14 protein-coding genes and 1 tRNA gene are annotated in these 16,400 nt (G+C 52.5%); 11 read left to right on the forward strand and 4 right to left on the reverse strand.

Annotation, left to right across the window (positions count from 1 at the left end; translation table 11 throughout):
• From VB712_RS09870 to VB712_RS09890, 5 genes are all read left to right on the forward strand, one after another.
• On the forward strand, nt 1-788 hold a 788-nt coding region (locus VB712_RS09870; RefSeq protein ID WP_323254393.1), incomplete at its 5' end, for a CHAT domain-containing protein.
• Nucleotides 775-1,068, forward strand: coding sequence for a nucleotidyltransferase family protein (locus VB712_RS09875; protein ID WP_323254394.1), 294 nt, complete (start codon nt 775-777; stop codon nt 1,066-1,068). The genes VB712_RS09870 and VB712_RS09875, both read left to right, overlap by 14 nt.
• On the forward strand, nt 1,065-1,397 hold the full coding sequence (locus VB712_RS09880) for a DUF86 domain-containing protein (RefSeq protein ID WP_323254395.1): 333 nt from the start codon (nt 1,065-1,067) through the stop codon (nt 1,395-1,397). Before VB712_RS09875 ends, VB712_RS09880 begins: the two co-directional genes overlap by 4 nt.
• A complete protein-coding gene (locus VB712_RS09885) occupies nt 1,394-1,801 on the forward strand; it encodes a hypothetical protein (RefSeq protein ID WP_323254396.1) in 408 nt (135 codons plus the stop codon). The genes VB712_RS09880 and VB712_RS09885 overlap by 4 nt, the downstream gene beginning before the upstream one ends.
• Nucleotides 1,789-3,015 (forward strand): hypothetical protein, encoded by a 1,227-nt coding sequence (locus VB712_RS09890; RefSeq protein ID WP_323254397.1) that lies wholly within the window; start codon nt 1,789-1,791, stop codon nt 3,013-3,015. The genes VB712_RS09885 and VB712_RS09890 overlap by 13 nt, the downstream gene beginning before the upstream one ends.
• Before the next feature lie 107 nt (nt 3,016-3,122).
• On the opposite strand, the gene VB712_RS09895 is transcribed toward VB712_RS09890, so the two are convergent.
• The 3 genes from VB712_RS09895 to rppA form a co-directional block, all read right to left on the reverse strand.
• A complete protein-coding gene (locus tag VB712_RS09895) occupies nt 3,123-3,452 on the reverse strand; it encodes a hypothetical protein (RefSeq protein WP_323254398.1) in 330 nt (109 codons plus the stop codon).
• A gap of 124 nt (nt 3,453-3,576) precedes the next feature.
• On the reverse strand, nt 3,577-5,049 hold the full coding sequence (locus VB712_RS09900) for a sensor histidine kinase (protein WP_323254399.1): 1,473 nt from the start codon (nt 5,047-5,049) through the stop codon (nt 3,577-3,579).
• Complete coding sequence (gene rppA, locus VB712_RS09905; protein WP_323254400.1) at nt 5,036-5,725, reverse strand: two-component system response regulator RppA; 690 nt, start codon at nt 5,723-5,725, stop codon at nt 5,036-5,038. The genes VB712_RS09900 and rppA overlap by 14 nt, the downstream gene beginning before the upstream one ends.
• A gap of 216 nt (nt 5,726-5,941) precedes the next feature.
• On the opposite strand from rppA, the gene VB712_RS09910 reads away from it, so the two are divergent.
• Nucleotides 5,942-6,871, forward strand: coding sequence for an Rpn family recombination-promoting nuclease/putative transposase (locus VB712_RS09910; RefSeq protein ID WP_323254401.1), 930 nt, complete (start codon nt 5,942-5,944; stop codon nt 6,869-6,871).
• A gap of 95 nt (nt 6,872-6,966) precedes the next feature.
• Nucleotides 6,967-8,058, forward strand: coding sequence for a Holliday junction branch migration DNA helicase RuvB (ruvB, locus tag VB712_RS09915; protein ID WP_416236307.1), 1,092 nt, complete (start codon nt 6,967-6,969; stop codon nt 8,056-8,058).
• 125 nt (nt 8,059-8,183) lie between these two features.
• Here the strand turns inward: ruvB and VB712_RS09920 are convergent, their stop codons facing one another.
• Complete coding sequence (locus tag VB712_RS09920) at nt 8,184-8,468, reverse strand: DUF3493 domain-containing protein (RefSeq protein ID WP_323254403.1); 285 nt, start codon at nt 8,466-8,468, stop codon at nt 8,184-8,186.
• A 73-nt stretch (nt 8,469-8,541) separates the two neighbouring features.
• Between VB712_RS09920 and VB712_RS09925 the strand changes: the two genes are divergently transcribed.
• The 4 genes from VB712_RS09925 (at nt 8,542) to VB712_RS09940 (ending at nt 16,215) form a co-directional block, all read left to right on the forward strand.
• Nucleotides 8,542-8,614 (forward strand) — tRNA-Thr (locus tag VB712_RS09925).
• Between the two features lie 112 nt (nt 8,615-8,726).
• On the forward strand, nt 8,727-9,311 hold the full coding sequence (locus VB712_RS09930) for a Uma2 family endonuclease (protein ID WP_323254404.1): 585 nt from the start codon (nt 8,727-8,729) through the stop codon (nt 9,309-9,311).
• Nucleotides 9,312-9,371: 60 nt separating this feature from the next.
• A complete protein-coding gene (locus VB712_RS09935) occupies nt 9,372-12,200 on the forward strand; it encodes a helicase-related protein (protein ID WP_323254405.1) in 2,829 nt (942 codons plus the stop codon).
• A 25-nt stretch (nt 12,201-12,225) separates the two neighbouring features.
• A complete protein-coding gene (locus VB712_RS09940) occupies nt 12,226-16,215 on the forward strand; it encodes an Eco57I restriction-modification methylase domain-containing protein (RefSeq protein ID WP_323254406.1) in 3,990 nt (1,329 codons plus the stop codon).
• Nucleotides 16,216-16,400: the final 185 nt, after the last annotated feature.

A 16,400-nucleotide genomic window follows, 5' to 3' on the forward strand; every position in this document is an offset into this window, starting at 1 on the left:
TTCAGGGGGATTCCGCATCACCCACCGCCCCAACCTCACCCTCCTTCCCACTCCCCCCCACCCAACCCCCCACCCTCATCGGCTACCCCACCACCGCCCAACCCCTCGAATTCGCCCAACTCGAAACCATCCTCATCCATCACCTCAACCCCACCGCCCAACCCCTCACCGAAAACCAAGTCACCCCCGACGCATTCACCCAAGCCCTCCAAACCCCCGCCCCCGCGTTCCACTTCAGCGGCCACGGCTCCCACAACAGCGAAAACCCCAACACATCCGCCCTCTACCTTGCCCATGACCACCCCTTCACCCTCGAAGATCTCAACAGCCTCCCCACTATCCCCATCCCCCTGATCTGCCTTGCCGCCTGCGAAACCGGCATCACCGCAACCGGCGAATTCATCAACGAATTCGTCGGCTTCCCCGCCGTCTTCCTCAAAAAAGGCAGCCAAACCATCCTCAGCACCCTCTGGACAGTGAACGAAACCTCCAGCATGATCTTCGTCGTCGAATTCTTCCGCCACTACCAAACCCACCACAACCCCACCGCCGCCTTCCACCACGCCCAAACCCACCTCCAAACCCTCACCTGGTCAGGCCTCGCCCAGTGGTATCGCGCCGCCTCAGACCCCAACTTAAAACGCACCATCCGCGATGGACTGAAAAGCCTCGCGAGTAATATTGAAGATGACCCCGATCGCCATCCCCCCGACCAAACCCCCTACGCCATGCCCTACCATTGGGCCGGGTTTATTTTGACCACCGCTGCTCACGATGCTCACCCTTGACCAACTCCAACAGCAAAAACGCACCGCCATTCTCCAGATCGCGGCTAAATATCACGCGATTAATTTGCGCGTGTTTGGCTCTGTGGCCAGGGGAGAAGCCACCCAGAGCAGTGATGTGGATTTTTTGGTAGACCTGCCACCGGGTCAAAGCTTGCTCAAACGGATCGCCCTCCAACAAGAACTAGAAGACCTGCTCGGTTGCCCCGTGGATGTGGTGAAGCCGAGTAACCTACGCCCATCGATCCGAGAGTTGGTGCTTCAGGAGGCGATCGCCCTGTGACCCCCGACGAACGCACCTACTTAGAGGACATCAACGCTTGCATCACAAAAATCATCACCTACACAGGGGGCGATCGCACCACCTTCCTAGCCACCCCCATGATCCAAGATGCCGTGATTCGCAATTTTGAAATTATTGGCGAAGCGACGAAACGCCTTTCGCCGGAATTGCGTCAAGCCCACCCTGCTGTACCGTGGCGGGCGATCGCCGGGCTACGGGATATCTTAATTCATCAGTATGGCAACGTCGATCTGCTCGAAATTTGGGGCATCATTGAAGAAGAGTTACCGATTCTACAAACCGCCATTCATGCCCTCTTACGATCATGATCTCTCCCAACGATGCCATCACCGCCTTTTTAGCCGCTCTCGTTGCCACCCCCGACGGTGAGCCATTGCCCCCTTTCAATCGAGGGTTATTTGATGATCCAGATCAGTTCATCGATGATGCTGAAGACAAAACAGGTAAGATTCCCTTCTGGACAAAATACGACAAATTTCATGCTCAACTGGTGAAAGGCTACACCGCCAAGGAACGGGCTAAAATTCTGCGCTCTACCGTCTCCTCTGAAGATTCGGACGAAGCAGCAGAGATGGAAATAACGAATGTCACCCTATCGGCTGAGGAAATTATCAGCAGTCCAGAACCGATTCAGACCGCCCGTGAATCCTATGTAGAATCGGGGTTAGATCCCCTCAGTTGGTCTGTGGGGCTTACGGGATGGCAACCTTAATTTATCCCCATTTATTCTGTTTTAGCTACCACCGTCACCCGGTCAACCAACCCCAGGGCCATCCCACCTGGCAACAATGGCAAGCAGATCATGCTGCTTGTCAAGTTGCGGGTCGTCAAGAGTACCAAACTCAGGATTGGGAAGCTATTTATGAAGAAAAAAATTTAGCGAATACAAAAAAGAAAAATTCAGGGGATACAACGGGCTTACTCCTCTATGGATCTGTCCCAGAATCCCAAAAACTTCTACCGCTAGAGGTTGAAGTTTTGAGAACGCTTAAGAAAAACTTTGCAAGTCTTGAAAGTTCTATTGGTCAAACTTGGTTAATTCTCACCCAATGGCAACCCGAAACACCCCAAGAATCTGAAAATGAAGTTCTCCAATCCATTCTCAAGCTCTGGAGTCCGACAAGTAAAATCAAAACAGGTGTATTGCTCGGTACTTCTTTCCATTCAACTTCTTTAAAAGAGGGTGAAAATCTTTTCGTTTTCTTGGCTCAAAATGAAGAAAAAATGAGCCTAATCCTTGACTTTCGTTACGAACTACAACGACTGTTTTATCATGAGCATAAAATTCACTGGAGTTATTATCAGGGTCAAAAAATTAAGCAGGACTTGATTAACGATGGTTTCTTTCCTTCTCCCGAAGAAATTATTCCTAAAACTCTCATTAATTTCAAAGAGTCTCAATCTATCCGAGGCGATTTTCACGAGTTGCGAAAAATCCTCTATGGCAACATGGAAAAACTTGAACGCCATACGTTTAGTGTCGAAGGATTGTCTATACAACTGCGGACGTTAAAAACTAACTTAAAAGCCTATCATAAACGCCTTAACCGGATTCAAAATCTCTGCAAAGACTATCCTTTTCTTTCTAAGTTAGAACTTTGGTCAGATTTTGCTGCCGAGCAAGCGACCTTTTATCAAGACCAAATTGAACAGGATATTGAAAGTTTAATCCCCGGTTTACGGGTGCGTGATCAACAGATTAGAACTCTGCAAGTGATTGTCCAAGCAGCACAGGGAGAGCACGATCGCCACCTGGAAAATCTCATCGGTGCGGCCGGTGTTGGTGTGGGGTTTTCCTCCGCAGCAGCGGGGGCCTGGGCCGGGAAAACTGAGCCGTTCCAGACCTTAGGAATTAGCGTCATGTGGGGGTTGGTTTCCGGGTTGGTGGTTTATGGTGTGCTGCACTGGAGCAGGCGTAATCGTTAGGATCACACATGATTACCACTGGCGAAAACGAGGTGAAGAAACCGGGTTTCTGGGAGGAGGAAGTGTAAGCAACCCGGTTTCTGGTTTTCGTGAGTAAGCCTAGCAGCCTAGGAACACACCCCTTCGCCAGCGGCATTCGTCATCCGAAACACATCAAATTCACCGTCTTCAAATTCCCCTACAATTGTGAGGCGATCGCCCACAGTGACATGATCCGGCGTGAAATCACCGCACACATCCCAGGTATCGGTGGTGATGCGGCGATTCCCCACCCGTAAACGAAACCCATCTTCCCAAACCCGCTCCACAACCCCGGTAAAGGTGTGATTGTTGGCATGGGCAGCGGGAAAATTGCCGAAAGTTGCCATCAAGAGGGCAGTTGCGCCTAATAAGCCGGTGGTGAGCAGGGCGATGGGGGATAAAGATAATTTAATCATGGTGTACTCCTTGCAATGATTGCGGGTTTGTTCTTGACTTTTACTCTAGGGGGGGATTATGACCAGAAAATGACCAAATATCATGAATCTGCGTAGGGCGAAAAATTTTTCGCCCCTACATTGTCTACCGCCCTACATCATCAGATGAGCCGGATGCAAAAGGAGGTTTGATCTGAGGGAGGGCAATTGCCACCGTTGTCCCCTGCCCCAGTTCACTGGTAATGCGTAACTCACCCCCGTGAACGCTAACGATGTGCTGGGTAATGGCTAACCCCAAACCAAACCCATGGCTTCCCCCCGGTTGCACCCGATAAAACTGTTCACAGACATGGGGCAGCGCCTCAGCAGGAATGCCCATGCCCGTATCGCTCACCTGGAGAATGAGATGTTCTGTGGTGGGGATCACCTCCAACCGCACCGTACCGGGGGCGGGACTGTAGCGGCAAGCATTGGTGAGCACATTGGTCACAGCTTGTCCCAACAAAACCCCATCCCCAGAGACGAGCAAGGGTTCATCGGGCCAATGGGCTTGGAAGATTAAACCGGCATCGGTGGCCTGTTGTTGGCCAATGCTGGCCCATTGCACTAGCCACGATCGCAAATCAAGGGAGGCAAAGGGGGCGATCTCACGATTACCCTCCTGCCTTGCCAACCACAGCAATTGCTGCACCAATTCACTCATCCGTTTCGTGAGGGCAACAATTTTCGTCAGGCGTTGCTGTACCGCCGACCCTTGGGGGTCTGCCGCTGTCCAATCCGCCAAATCCATCAGCGCCACTTGGGCATTGCTGAGAATCGCCGCGAGGGGGGTGCGCAGTTCATGGGAAGCATTGGCGGTGAAACGCTCCAACTGGGTACAAACCGCTGTGAGTTGACGATTGGCCGCTTGTAAATGGGTGGCTTGGGTGGTGAGTTCCCCCTTTAATTGCCAAAAGAGATGCACCGCGAGGGCTGTCCCCACTAACCCCAACCCCCCCGCAATCCACAGGACTTGCCAAGTGATTTGGCGGTATTGGGCTTGGTGCTGTTGGCGATCGCCTAACAGTTGTTCCTCCACGGCGGCAAATTGATCAATCGCTTGGCGCGTATTGTCCATCGCACGGCCCGCATTGAGCCAGTCGTACAGTTCCGCCACCGCTACCACCATTTCCCCCGATTGCCCCTGTTGTTGTTTGAGTTCCTGTTGCAACATCACTTTTTGCTCCAACAGGGTTAGGGTTTCCCGGACTTGGCTGCGGATAATCTCCATCTGAGCAACTTGGGCGGGGTTATCCTGCACCAACTGTTCTAAACGAGTGAGGGAGGGCGGAATCACTCGGCGGGCCTCGTAATAGGGGGCTAAAAATTCCTCCCGTTGGGTGAGGCCATAGCCCCGCATCCCGGTTTCCGCATCAATGAGGGCGTTGAGTAATTTTGAAGATTCAAGGCGAACCACTTGGGTATGCTGTACCCACATTTCATCTTCCGTAAGGCTCATTTTCAGCCAAGCCACAGCGATTAAACTGGTGATCAAACAAACAATCGGGATGGCGATAATCGCCCCGCCCCGCACCCGCACCGGGAGCCGCTGCCATTGGGTCAATTTAAACGGTTTCATGGCTTGGAGGGGGTTGGAAACAATAGCCCATGCCGTACACGGTCGTAATCCAATCTTCCACGCCCAAGGCTTGCAACCGTTGGCGTAAACGCCGCATCCGGGAGGCGATCGCATTACTTTCCGGGACAGCATCCCAAGTCCAGAGGGCCTGCTCTAACTGGCCATGGGTTAAGACTTGGCGGGGGTGACGCATCAAATATTCTAAGAGTTGGAATTCAGCACTTTTCAGTAGTACCTGGCTATCGTGGTAGCACAGTTGGAGCGTATCGAGGTGCAACCGAAGGGCCGCCACTTGGAGCGTATCCCCACACCAATGGGGCGATCGCCGTCGCAAGGCCCGCACCCGCGCCAACAGTTCCGCCACATCCACCGGCTTAACCAGATAATCATCTGCCCCCGCATCCAGGCCCCGAACCTTATCGGCGGTGGTATCTTTTGCCGTCAGCAGGAGGATCGGGGTGGCCTGTTGGGCATGGCGTACCTGACGGCAAAGGGTGATGCCATCGGTGCCGGGTAGCATCCAATCGAGAATCAGCAGATCGTAGATTTGGTCACTGAGTAGACGTTGGGCGATCGCCCCATCCCCCACGCCATCGACAAGATGCCCTGAACGCATCAACGCTGTTTGCAGGGGTTCTCTTTGTTCTGGATCATCTTCCACCAGCAAGATCCGCATTTTGGATGACTTTCTCGCTTAATCTTGGGCAATAGTTCGTGATCGGGATTAGCCCCATCGGGTCAAAATCCCGGTGATCGTGGAGCAGACTGAAGTCAGCACTACAACCTGAATTATAAACGAAACGACAAACTGAATCTGAATATGGGGTTTCTGGCCTAGTCGCTGCCCCTAGATCATCGCTACACTAACCCAAGAGAGCGTTATCATCGGACTATGGCCTACACCCGCTACATCAACCCCCTCACAGACTTCGGCTTTAAGCGCATTTTCGGCACTGAAGCCAACAAAGCGATCATCATTGACTTTCTCAATACCCTCCTCCCCCCACATCACCAAATCCAAGACCTCACCTACAAAAACACCGAAAATCTAGGCAATACCCCCCTTGACCGGAGAGCATTTTTTGATATCTATTGCCAAGCAAGCGACGGTCAACGCTTTATTGTCGAAATGCAGAAGGTCAAGCAAGATTACTTCAAAGACCGCAGCATTTACTACGCCACCTTTGCCATCCAGGAACAAGCGGAAAAAGGCTACTGGAATTATCAACTATTGCCCGTTTATACGGTAGCCATTCTCGATTTTATTTTTGATGAACATCAAGATGATGAGGAGTTGATTCATATCATTAAGCTTAAGGATCAGCATTGCCGTACCTTCCATGAAAAACTGCAATTCATTTATATTGAACTGCCCAAATTCACGAAGCCATTAGAAGAGTTAGAAACTCCCCTCGATCAGTGGTTGTATGTGTTACAGCATTTGTCGGAATTGAGCGATCGCCCCGATCTACTCCAGGAAAACCCAGTTTTTAACCAATTGTTTGAATTGGCAGAATTTGCTGGCCTCTCGCGCTCAGAGCAGGGCCGCTATGAAAACAGTTTGAAATATTATCGGGATTGGAATAATGTCATGAATACGGCCCGCCGAGAGGGACGTGAAGAGGGACGTGAGGAGGGCTGGCAAGAGGGGCAACAAGTTTTAATTTTGCGCCAACTTCGCCGTAAATTAGGGGAATTACCAGAAGAAATTCAGTTCCAAATTGCTGCCCTCAACAGTGAGGATTTAGCAGATTTAGGCGAACGGCTATTTGATTTAAGTACGGTGGCGGACTTGCAGGATTGGTTAGCGGAGCGTTGTTAACGGGCTTAAAAGCCATGTCTGCCACGTTCATTCTGAGGATTGTCGTCCTCTCCGCCCTCGGGCCGCTACACTGGAAAGGCAAGGAGGAAAAACCGATGGCCATTCAAAGCACCTATAGCAGCGGCAAAGATTGGGGCAACCGGAAAAAACCAGCGCCCCAAACCCCATCAAAACCCGACCTCCTCCAGGCCACCACCACCCCCGACGAAACCAACCAAAACGAAGAACGCCTCCGGCCCCAACATCTCGCTGAATATATTGGGCAAAAAGACCTCAAAGGTGTGCTGGAAATTGCGATCGCCGCCGCCCAAGGCCGCCAAGACCCCCTCGACCATACTCTGTTTTATGGCCCACCAGGTTTAGGTAAAACCACCATGGCCCTGATCCTCGCCGCTGAAATGGGCGTAAACTGCAAAATCACTGCCGCCCCGGCCCTGGAGCGGCCCCGCGATATCACCGGCCTACTGGTCAACCTCCAAAAAGGGGACATCCTGTTTATCGATGAAATCCACCGCCTCAACCGGATCACCGAAGAACTCCTCTACGCCGCCATGGAAGACTTTCGCCTTGATATCACCATCGGCAAAGGTCAATCCGCCCGCACCCGTAGCCTCCCCCTCCCCCCCTTTACGATCATCGGTGCAACCACAAACATGGGGGCGCTGACTGCACCTTTGCGCGATCGCTTCGGATTAATCCAACGATTACGCTTCTATGATTGCGAAGAACTCACCGCCATTGTCACCCGTACCGCCGCGCTCCTCAATGTGGAAATGACCCCAGAAGGGGCGATCGCCATCGCCCAACGGGCCAGGGGTACACCCCGCATCGCCAACCGCTTGCTCCGCCGTGTTCGGGACTATGCCCAGGTGAAAGCCTTGGGAACGATTACCGCCCCCATTGCCACCGAAGCCCTTGAACTCCTCAACGTCGATCCCTTGGGGTTGGATTGGACCGATCGCCTCGTATTAAAGACAATGATTGAGCAATTTCGCGGCGGGCCGGTGGGGTTAGAGGCGATCGCCGCCGCCACTGGCGAAGATGCCCGCACCATCGAAGAGGCTTACGAACCTTACCTCTTGCAAATCGGCTTCATCAACCGCACCCCCCGTGGCCGCACCGCCACCGCCGCCGCCTATAGCCATCTTGGCTATGACAATCCCACGGGCCAAACCCAGCTATTTTGAGTCCTCCAAGGGAACATTGGGGTTATGGATTTGGAAAAAGCGATCTTTGAAAATCTCAGTAAAGGGTTTGAAAAATGTGGTAGAGGTTGAGCCGATGTTAAATGGCAAGGAGGCGGTAGAAGCGTTTACCGAGGGGGAGTTGTGGAGCGATTCTGCCGCTGCTCCGCCTTATTTTCCTGCTGCCAGAGCCAGAGCATCCCCGCAATCAGGGCAACCTGTAAAGCCAAGTTGGGTAAAGCGGAGGGGCGAGCCGTGCCTGCCGCTAATTGGGTGACAAAAATCACCGCCCCAATTAACCCCGATGCTCCAAAGCTAACATAAACAAACCGGCGCAACCCCCGGTAAGGGGCCTTGGCTTCGGCCCGGAGGTGGGCGTATTGTTCTGGATTGAGCGATCGCCGCTTGGTCATAGGAGTTTAAGAAAAATTTCTTCTATTCTAACGAGATTTTTCTAAAAATCCCTGCTATACTAGGGAACGCCTTGCCGATGTAGCTCAGTTGGTAGAGCACTCGATTCGTAATCGAAAGGCCGTCGGTTCAAATCCGATCATCGGCTTATCCCCAATCCCCCAGATCACAACGGCTATAGCCTTCACTGCCTTAGCCTTTTTTCTGGGGTTGAATGTACTATTGATCTCAACATCGGTTTAACCAGTTGAGGAAAATTTATGATTGCCCAACCCCAATATCCGCAAAAAATGACCCCGGCAGAATACTTGGCATGGGAAGCCCAGCAAGAAGAGCGCCATGAATACGTTGATGGCGAAATTTTGGCGATGACCGGCGGCAGTATTCCCCACACCAAAATTTACCTCAATTTCTATACGGCATTAAGACCTCATTTGCGTCAACGAGGCTGTGAAGCCTATGTTGCAGATGTGAAAGTTCAGACCCACAAAAATAGTCGTTATTTTTATCCTGATATCGTCATTACCTGTAATGCTGATGATTTGCAGTCTGAACAATTTGTTGAAAATCCAACCGTGATGATTGAGGTGCTTTCTCCTAGCACAGTGTCCTATGATCGCGGTGAAAAATTCAAGTATTATCGCCAAATTGCCAGTTTAGAGGAGTATGTTTTAGTAGACTCGAAATCGATGTCTGTTGAAGTTTATCAGCGCGGCGAGGGGAAAATGTGGCGTTATTATGCCTATGGGGAAGGAGAGGCCATTGCGCTTCGGAGCATTGAGTTTGAATGCCCCATTGAAGTTTTATATGAAACTGTCACCTTGGAGGAGGGATCAGAGAACTAAAATCCTCATTACGAACGTTTTTCGTGGTAATCTGAAGTATTGTCTTTACCGGAATCTTCTATGGCTGATCGTTTTTTGCCGGGAGCCGTCGTTCATTGCCGCGATCGCCAATGGGTTATTCTGCCTGCCGATATCCCTGATGTGCTGCGGTTGCGTCCCCTCAGTGGCAATGAAGACCAAATTTGCGGCATCTATCGCCCCCTAGCCCTAGAGGAAATCACCGCCGCTCAATTTCCCCTGCCCACCGCCGACACGGCTCAAGACCATACCGCCGCTCAACTGCTCATGGATGCGGCTCGCCTCAGTCTCCGCAGTGGAGCCGGCCCCTTTCGCGCCCTCGGTCGCCTCTCGGTGCGGCCCCGCCCTTACCAACTTGTGCCGCTGTTGATGGCCCTGCGGTTAGCGACGATGCGGCTTTTAATTGCCGATGATGTGGGGATTGGCAAAACCATTGAAGCGGGGTTAATTGCGCGGGAAATGCTCGATCGCAACGAAGTAAAACGCCTCGCTGTCCTCTGTCCCCCCCATCTCTGCGATCAATGGCAGCGGGAACTGCGGGAGAAATTTCACATTGATGCGGTGGTGATTCGCTCCGGCACAGTCAGCAAATTGGAGCGGGGCTTACCCCCCAGTGGGGATCATCATGTTTTCAGCTACTATCGCCATATCATCGTCAGCCTCGACTATGCCAAATCCGATCGCCGCCGGGCCAGCTTTCTCGCCCATTGCCCCGATTTCGTGATTGTCGATGAAGCCCACACCTGCACCCCTGGGGGCGGACGGAGCATCACCCAACAGCAACGGCATCAACTGCTTCAGGACATCGCCCAACGGGAGCAACAACACCTGATCCTGTTAACCGCCACTCCCCACAGCGGCCTAGAGGCCTCATTCCGGGCGATCATCGGTTTGCTCAAACCCCAGTTTGAGACTTGGGACATCAACCACTTGACCCAAAACCAGCGCATTGAGTTAGCCAGTCATTTTGTCCAGCGTCGGCGGGCCGATGTGAAGCGATGGCTCGGCAATGATACCCCCTTTCCCACCCGTGACCCCCTGGAGCAACCCTATAAACTCTCGAAGGAGTATGGCGATCTGTTTACGGGGGTTTATCAGTTTGCGCGGGGGTTGGTGAACACCGCCACAGCGGAGATGAGCCACGCCCAACGGCGGGGCCGGTATTGGGCCGCCCTGGCCCTGATTCGCTGTGTGATGTCTTCACCGGAGGCGGCGATCGCCACCCTCACCAACCAAGTCACCAAAACCGCCCAGGATCAGGGTTTGGAGATGGATATTGATGAAGATCTCATGGCCGCCTGCACCTATGATCCCACGGATCAGGAACAGGCCATGGATGCCCAGCCCACCATCGCCCTTGAGCAGGGGCAACGATCCTATCAGGATGCTGACCGGCGCAAATTGCGGGAATTTATCAAGGCCGCTGGTCAACTCAAAGGCGCAAAGGACAGCAAACTTCAGGGGGCGATCGCCACCCTCACCCCCCTCCTCGCCGAAGGCAACAACCCGATCATCTGGTGTCGCTACATCGCCACCGCTAACTATGTCGCGGCAGAATTACGCAAACAATTTGAGCAAAAACGGGGCAGTACAACCCGTGTGATTGCCATTACCGGGGAACTATCGGAAGAGGAGCGGGAAATCCGTTTAACGGAACTCAGCCAATACCCCCAACGGATTTTAGTGGCCACGGATTGCCTCAGTGAAGGGGTGAACCTCCAGGCCCATTTCAGTGCTGTGATTCATTACGATTTACCCTGGAATCCCAACCGCCTCGAACAGCGGGAAGGCCGCGTCGATCGCTACGGTCAAACCGCCAAGGTGGTGAAGAGTTACCTCATCTATGGCCAGGATAACCCCGTAGATGGTGCGGTTTTAGAGGTGTTGATCCGCAAGGCTGTGGCTATTCATAAAACCCTAGGGATTACTGTCCCCGTGCCGATGGATAGTGCCACGGTTTCGGAAGCCGTGTTTAAGTCCCTCTTTGACCGAAAAACCGATGCCCAACAGCTTTCCCTCTTGGATTTGCTCGATGGGGAGGAATCGGCCCAGGATCAGGTACATCGCAATTGGGATCGGGCCATTGAGCAGGAAAAGGCCAGCCGCACCCGGTTTGCCCAACGGGCGATTAAACCGGAGGAGGTGGAGCAGGAATTGGTGGAATCGGATCAGATTTTGGGGAATGAGGCAGATGTAGAGCGGTTTGTGAAGGCGGCCTGTGAGCGGTTGCACGTTTCTTTACAGCGCAAAAAGCAGGGTTGGCTCTTGCCGGCGATTCCCCTCCCCCTCAGGTCTAGCGTTGATCCCCAACTCCGTCTCCTCACGTTCACAACACCGGCCCCCCCAGGGGTGGAATATATTGGCCGCAATCATCCCCTTGTGGCCGGTTTAGCCCGCCATCTTTTAGAGCAGAGTCTTGTCCAGGGTGAGGAGGAACCCATTGCCGCCCGTAGTGGTTTAACGATTACTCAGGCTGTCAGTCAGCGCACAACGTTACTGTTGTTACGATCGCGCTATCTGCTCACCAGTCCCAAGGTGGATGCTCTCTTAGCAGAAGAATGTTTTGTGGCGGGATTCACAGGGCCGCCGGTCAATCCCCTCTGGCTTGATCCGGCGGTGGCGCAAAATTTGCTGCAAACCGCTGAACCGGCGGGGGATTTGCCTTCAGGGATGAAGCGATTGGACTTGGCGGATGTGATCGCCAGTTTAGTGGACTTGGAGGAGGAATTGGGGGCGATCGCCCAACTCCGCAGTCAAGCCCTAGCCCAATCCCATCGTCGGGTACGACAGCTTACGAAGGAGGGCCAAATCCGGGTACAGCCTCAGTTACCCATGGATATTCTGGGGATCTATGTTTTAAAACCTCTTTAACCCTCTGCACAACAAAGCAATGGCTATGAACTCATCCATCAGTTTACAAATCGCTGGCAATCTGATTACGCCTGACCTCACCCCTGATCTACTCCAGGGGGAAATCAAGGGTCAAACGCCCCAAGATTTTGGCCTGGGGAAAAATAACAAACTAGCGGACGAAATTGCCATTGCTTGGGGAGATGCCAAGGCCTATTGGGCGGCGTTCAGTCGGGCCCAGTCCCGCCTACCGGAGGGGGATCCGGCAACGACGGTGACGCGGGAACAATGGGCGATCCCGTTGTTGCGAAGTTTGGGCTATGAGCCGGTTTATGTGGCGAAGGCGGAGATTGTGGAGGGTCAAACCTATGCGATTTCCCACCGGGCGGAACCGGGGGAGCAGCGGCCACCGTTGCACATTATTGGCAGTGGGGTGAAGTTGGAGCAGCGGCCCCCCAGTGGTACGCCGCGCCTTTCGGCCCATGCTTTGGTGCAGGAGTATCTCAATCGCACGGAACATCTGTGGGGGATTGTCACCAATGGTCGGCAATGGCGGCTTTTGCGGGATTCTTCTTTAATGACGCGGCTCACCTATGTTGAGTTTGATCTTGAGCAGATGCTCAATGGGGAGAATTTTGCGGAGTTTGGTTTGTTTTATCGGCTGTTCCACCGTTCGCGGTTGCCGGCGACGTTGGAGGATGGGGATCACTGTTTATTGGAGTTTTATCATCAGGAATCGCTACAACGGGGGGGGCGGGTGCGCGATCGCCTCCGGGATGGGGTGGAGCGGGCTTTGAAGGTTCTCGGCACGGGGTTTTTGCAGCATCCCCAGAGTGGGGCGTTGCGGGAGGCGTTGGCGGCGGGGCGGGTGACGGCGGTGGATTATTACCGGCAGCTTTTGCGGTTGATCTATCGTTTGTTGTTTTTGATGGTGGCGGAGTCGCGGCATTTATTGTTGACGACGGCTGATCCGAATCAGGCGAGGATTTACCAGGAATACTACAGTATTGAGCGGTTGCGGTTATTGGTGGAGCGGCCCAGTTGGCGGCGGGAGGGGTTTCAGGATTTATGGCAGGGTTTACGGATTACGTTTCGGTTGTTTGATGAGAATTGGCGGGGTGAGGCGTTGGGGCTATCGGCGTTAAATGGGGATTTGTTTGGTTCTGAGGGTCTTGGGGATTTAGATGGGGCGGGGATTGATAATCATGATCTCATTTTGGCGTTGCGGGGGTTATCGCTCTATGAGCAGAAGGGGCAGTTACGGCGGGTGAATTATGGGGCGTTGGATGTGGAGGAGTTGGGGAGTGTCTATGAGAGTTTGTTAGATTTTTATCCCCAGGTGAATGAGTGGGGGTTTGAGTTAGTGGTGGGGAGCGATCGCAAGACTACTGGCTCTTATTACACGCCTCCGGCGCTTGTGGGCCAACTGATTAAAAGTGCTTTAGACCCGATCATTGAACGTTGTTGGGCTTCAGGGCAACAAGAGGCGGCTCTGTTGGGGTTGAAGGTTTGCGATCCGGCTTGTGGTTCGGGGCATTTTCTGTTGGCGGCGGCGCGGCGGATTGGGAAGGAGTTGGCGCGAATTCGGACGGGGGAGGCGCAACCGGGGCCGGAGCCGATGCGGTTGGCGATCCGGGATGTGATTCAGCATTGTATTTATGGGGTGGATTTGAATCCGTTGGCGGTGGATTTATGCAAGGTGGCGTTATGGATTGAGGGGTTTTGTGGGGGGATGCCGTTGAGTTTTTTGGATCATCGGATTAAGTGTGGGAATTCGTTGGTGGGGGTGATGGATCTGGATGTGTTGAAGGGGGGGATTCCGGAGGGGGCTTATAAGCCGGTGACGGGGGATGATAAGGCGATCGCCTCTAATCTCAAGAAGAGTAATACAAAGCAGTTAAAGGCGATCGCGTCGGGTCAGTTGTCGTTGTTTGATCTGGAGTTTGGCCCGCGTTGTTCGGTTTATGCGTCGCGGGCGGCGGCGGTGGAGGCGGTGGCGGATAGTACGATCGCGGGCTATCGGGAGAAGGTGCGGCGGTATGGGTTGTTACGGGAGGATGGGCAGTGGTGGCAAGATTTTTCGGCTTGTCATTTATGGACGGCGGCGTTTTTTATGGGGTTGACGCGGGAAAATTTGGCGTTGATGCCGACGACGGAGGCGTTGGATCGGCTGTTGGCTGAGGTGCGGCGGTTGGCGGATCGGGAAATGGAGCAGGGATCGTTGTTTGCTGTGGGTGAAACGTCGCGGTCTACGCCGTTTAATGTGGTGCAGATTGTGGCGGCGGCGAACCGTTTAGGGGAAAAGTATCGGTTTTTCCATTGGCCGTTAGAGTTTCCGGAGGTGTTTGAGCAGGGGGGGTTTGATTGTGTGTTGGGGAATCCGCCATGGGAGCGGATTAAGTTACAGGAGAAGGAGTTTTTTGGTTCGCGGGATCGGGAGATTGCGGGGGCGAAAAATAGCGCGGCTCGGAAGAAGTTGATCCAGGGTTTGGCGGTGCAAAATCCGGGGTTATTAAAAGAGTTTAATGATGAGAAGCATTTTGCGGATGCTCAGGGTAAGTTTATCCGGGAGTCGGGGCGGTTTTTGTTGACTTCGCGGGGGGATATTAATACTTATGCGGTGTTTGCGGAGTTGGATCGGGAATTGATTGCGGCGCGGGGTTTTGGTGGAGTGATTGTGCCGACGGGAATTGCGACGGATGCAACAACAGCACCATTTTTTGCAGATTTGGTTAAACAATCTAACCTTTCTCAAATTCTCGGCTTTCACAATGAACGCTTTCTATTTCCTGGAGTTGATCATCGTGTGACGTTTTGCGAAATAGTTTTAAAGGGTAAGCAGATCATTAATGAAGAAATGATATTTTCTTGGTTTGCTTTTACTGTTCCAGAAGCTAACAATCAGGATCGTCAGTTCTCACTCACTACAGATGATTTTCTCAAAATCAATCCGAATACGCTAACCTGTCCAATTTTCCGAACTCGCCAAGATGCGGAACTCACAAAAAAAATCTATCAGCACGTCCCTGTTTTAGAAAACGAAAACACAAAACAAAACTCTTGGGGTATTTCGTTTATGTCAATGTTTCATATGTCGAACGATAGTCATTTATTTTTTGATGAGCCGGGAGAAGGTCGGCTACCACTATATGAGGCGAAATTATTTACACATTTCGATCATCGTCACTCGACCTATGAAGGCGCAACACAAAAGCAGCTTAACGTTGGTATTTTGCCCCGCTCAACAGATGAACAAAAACAAGACCCTGATTACACCGTCACGCCGCGCTATTGGGTCGAGCAGTCTGAAGTTGAAAATCGCCTAGAAAACTGGAATAAAGAATGGTTGATGGGCTTTCGAGATGTTACGAATGCGACAAATGAACGCACTGCAATTTTAAGCCTACTTCCTAAAGTAGCAGTAGGACATAAAGCACCACTAATATTTTTAAACAAAAATACAGCATTAGTCACTTGTTTTATTGCTAACTTTAATAGCCTTGTTTTTGATTTTGTCGCTCGTCAAAAGTTGGGCGGAACATCACTAAGTTATTTCATCGTGAAACAACTCCCCGTAATCCCGCCAGAACGCTACACTCAAGCCGACATTGATTATATTGCCCCCCGCGTTCTCGAACTCACCTACACCGCCCACAACATCAAACCCTTCGCCGATGACCTATGGAAAGAAGCCACACCCGAACAGCGGCAACAACTCGCCCAACGCCGCCACCCCCCCCACAGCCCCGAACTCCAACAAATCGACCTCCACAGCCCAGAAAACCCCCTACCCCCATTCCTTTGGGATGAAAACCGCCGCGCCAAAATTCGCGCCGAACTCGATGCCAAATACGCCCAACTCTACGGCCTCACCCGCGACGAACTCCGCTACATCCTCGACCCCGCCGACATCCACGGCCCCGACTTCCCCAGCGAAACCTTCCGCGTCCTCAAAAACAACGAAATCAAAAAATACGGCGAATACCGCACCCAACGCCTCACCCTCGCCGCCTGGGATATCCACCTTAAAAATTAGAGCTAAGTAGGTAGGTTCAATTATCTTGTAGACGGGTTTCGACTTCGCTCAACCCTCAAATCCTTGCTGGATAAAGAGTCTAGCTGATGAGCCGAGTCGAAATCAGCGGCGGGTGTGATGTTTGATTAGTCCCGGCTACTTAAAGCCCAACAACATCCAAAAAATAAAAAATAACATTCCCAAAA

This window comes from Spirulina sp. CCNP1310 (assembly GCF_034932185.1).
In the GTDB taxonomy this organism is placed as follows: domain Bacteria; phylum Cyanobacteriota; class Cyanobacteriia; order Cyanobacteriales; family Spirulinaceae; genus Spirulina.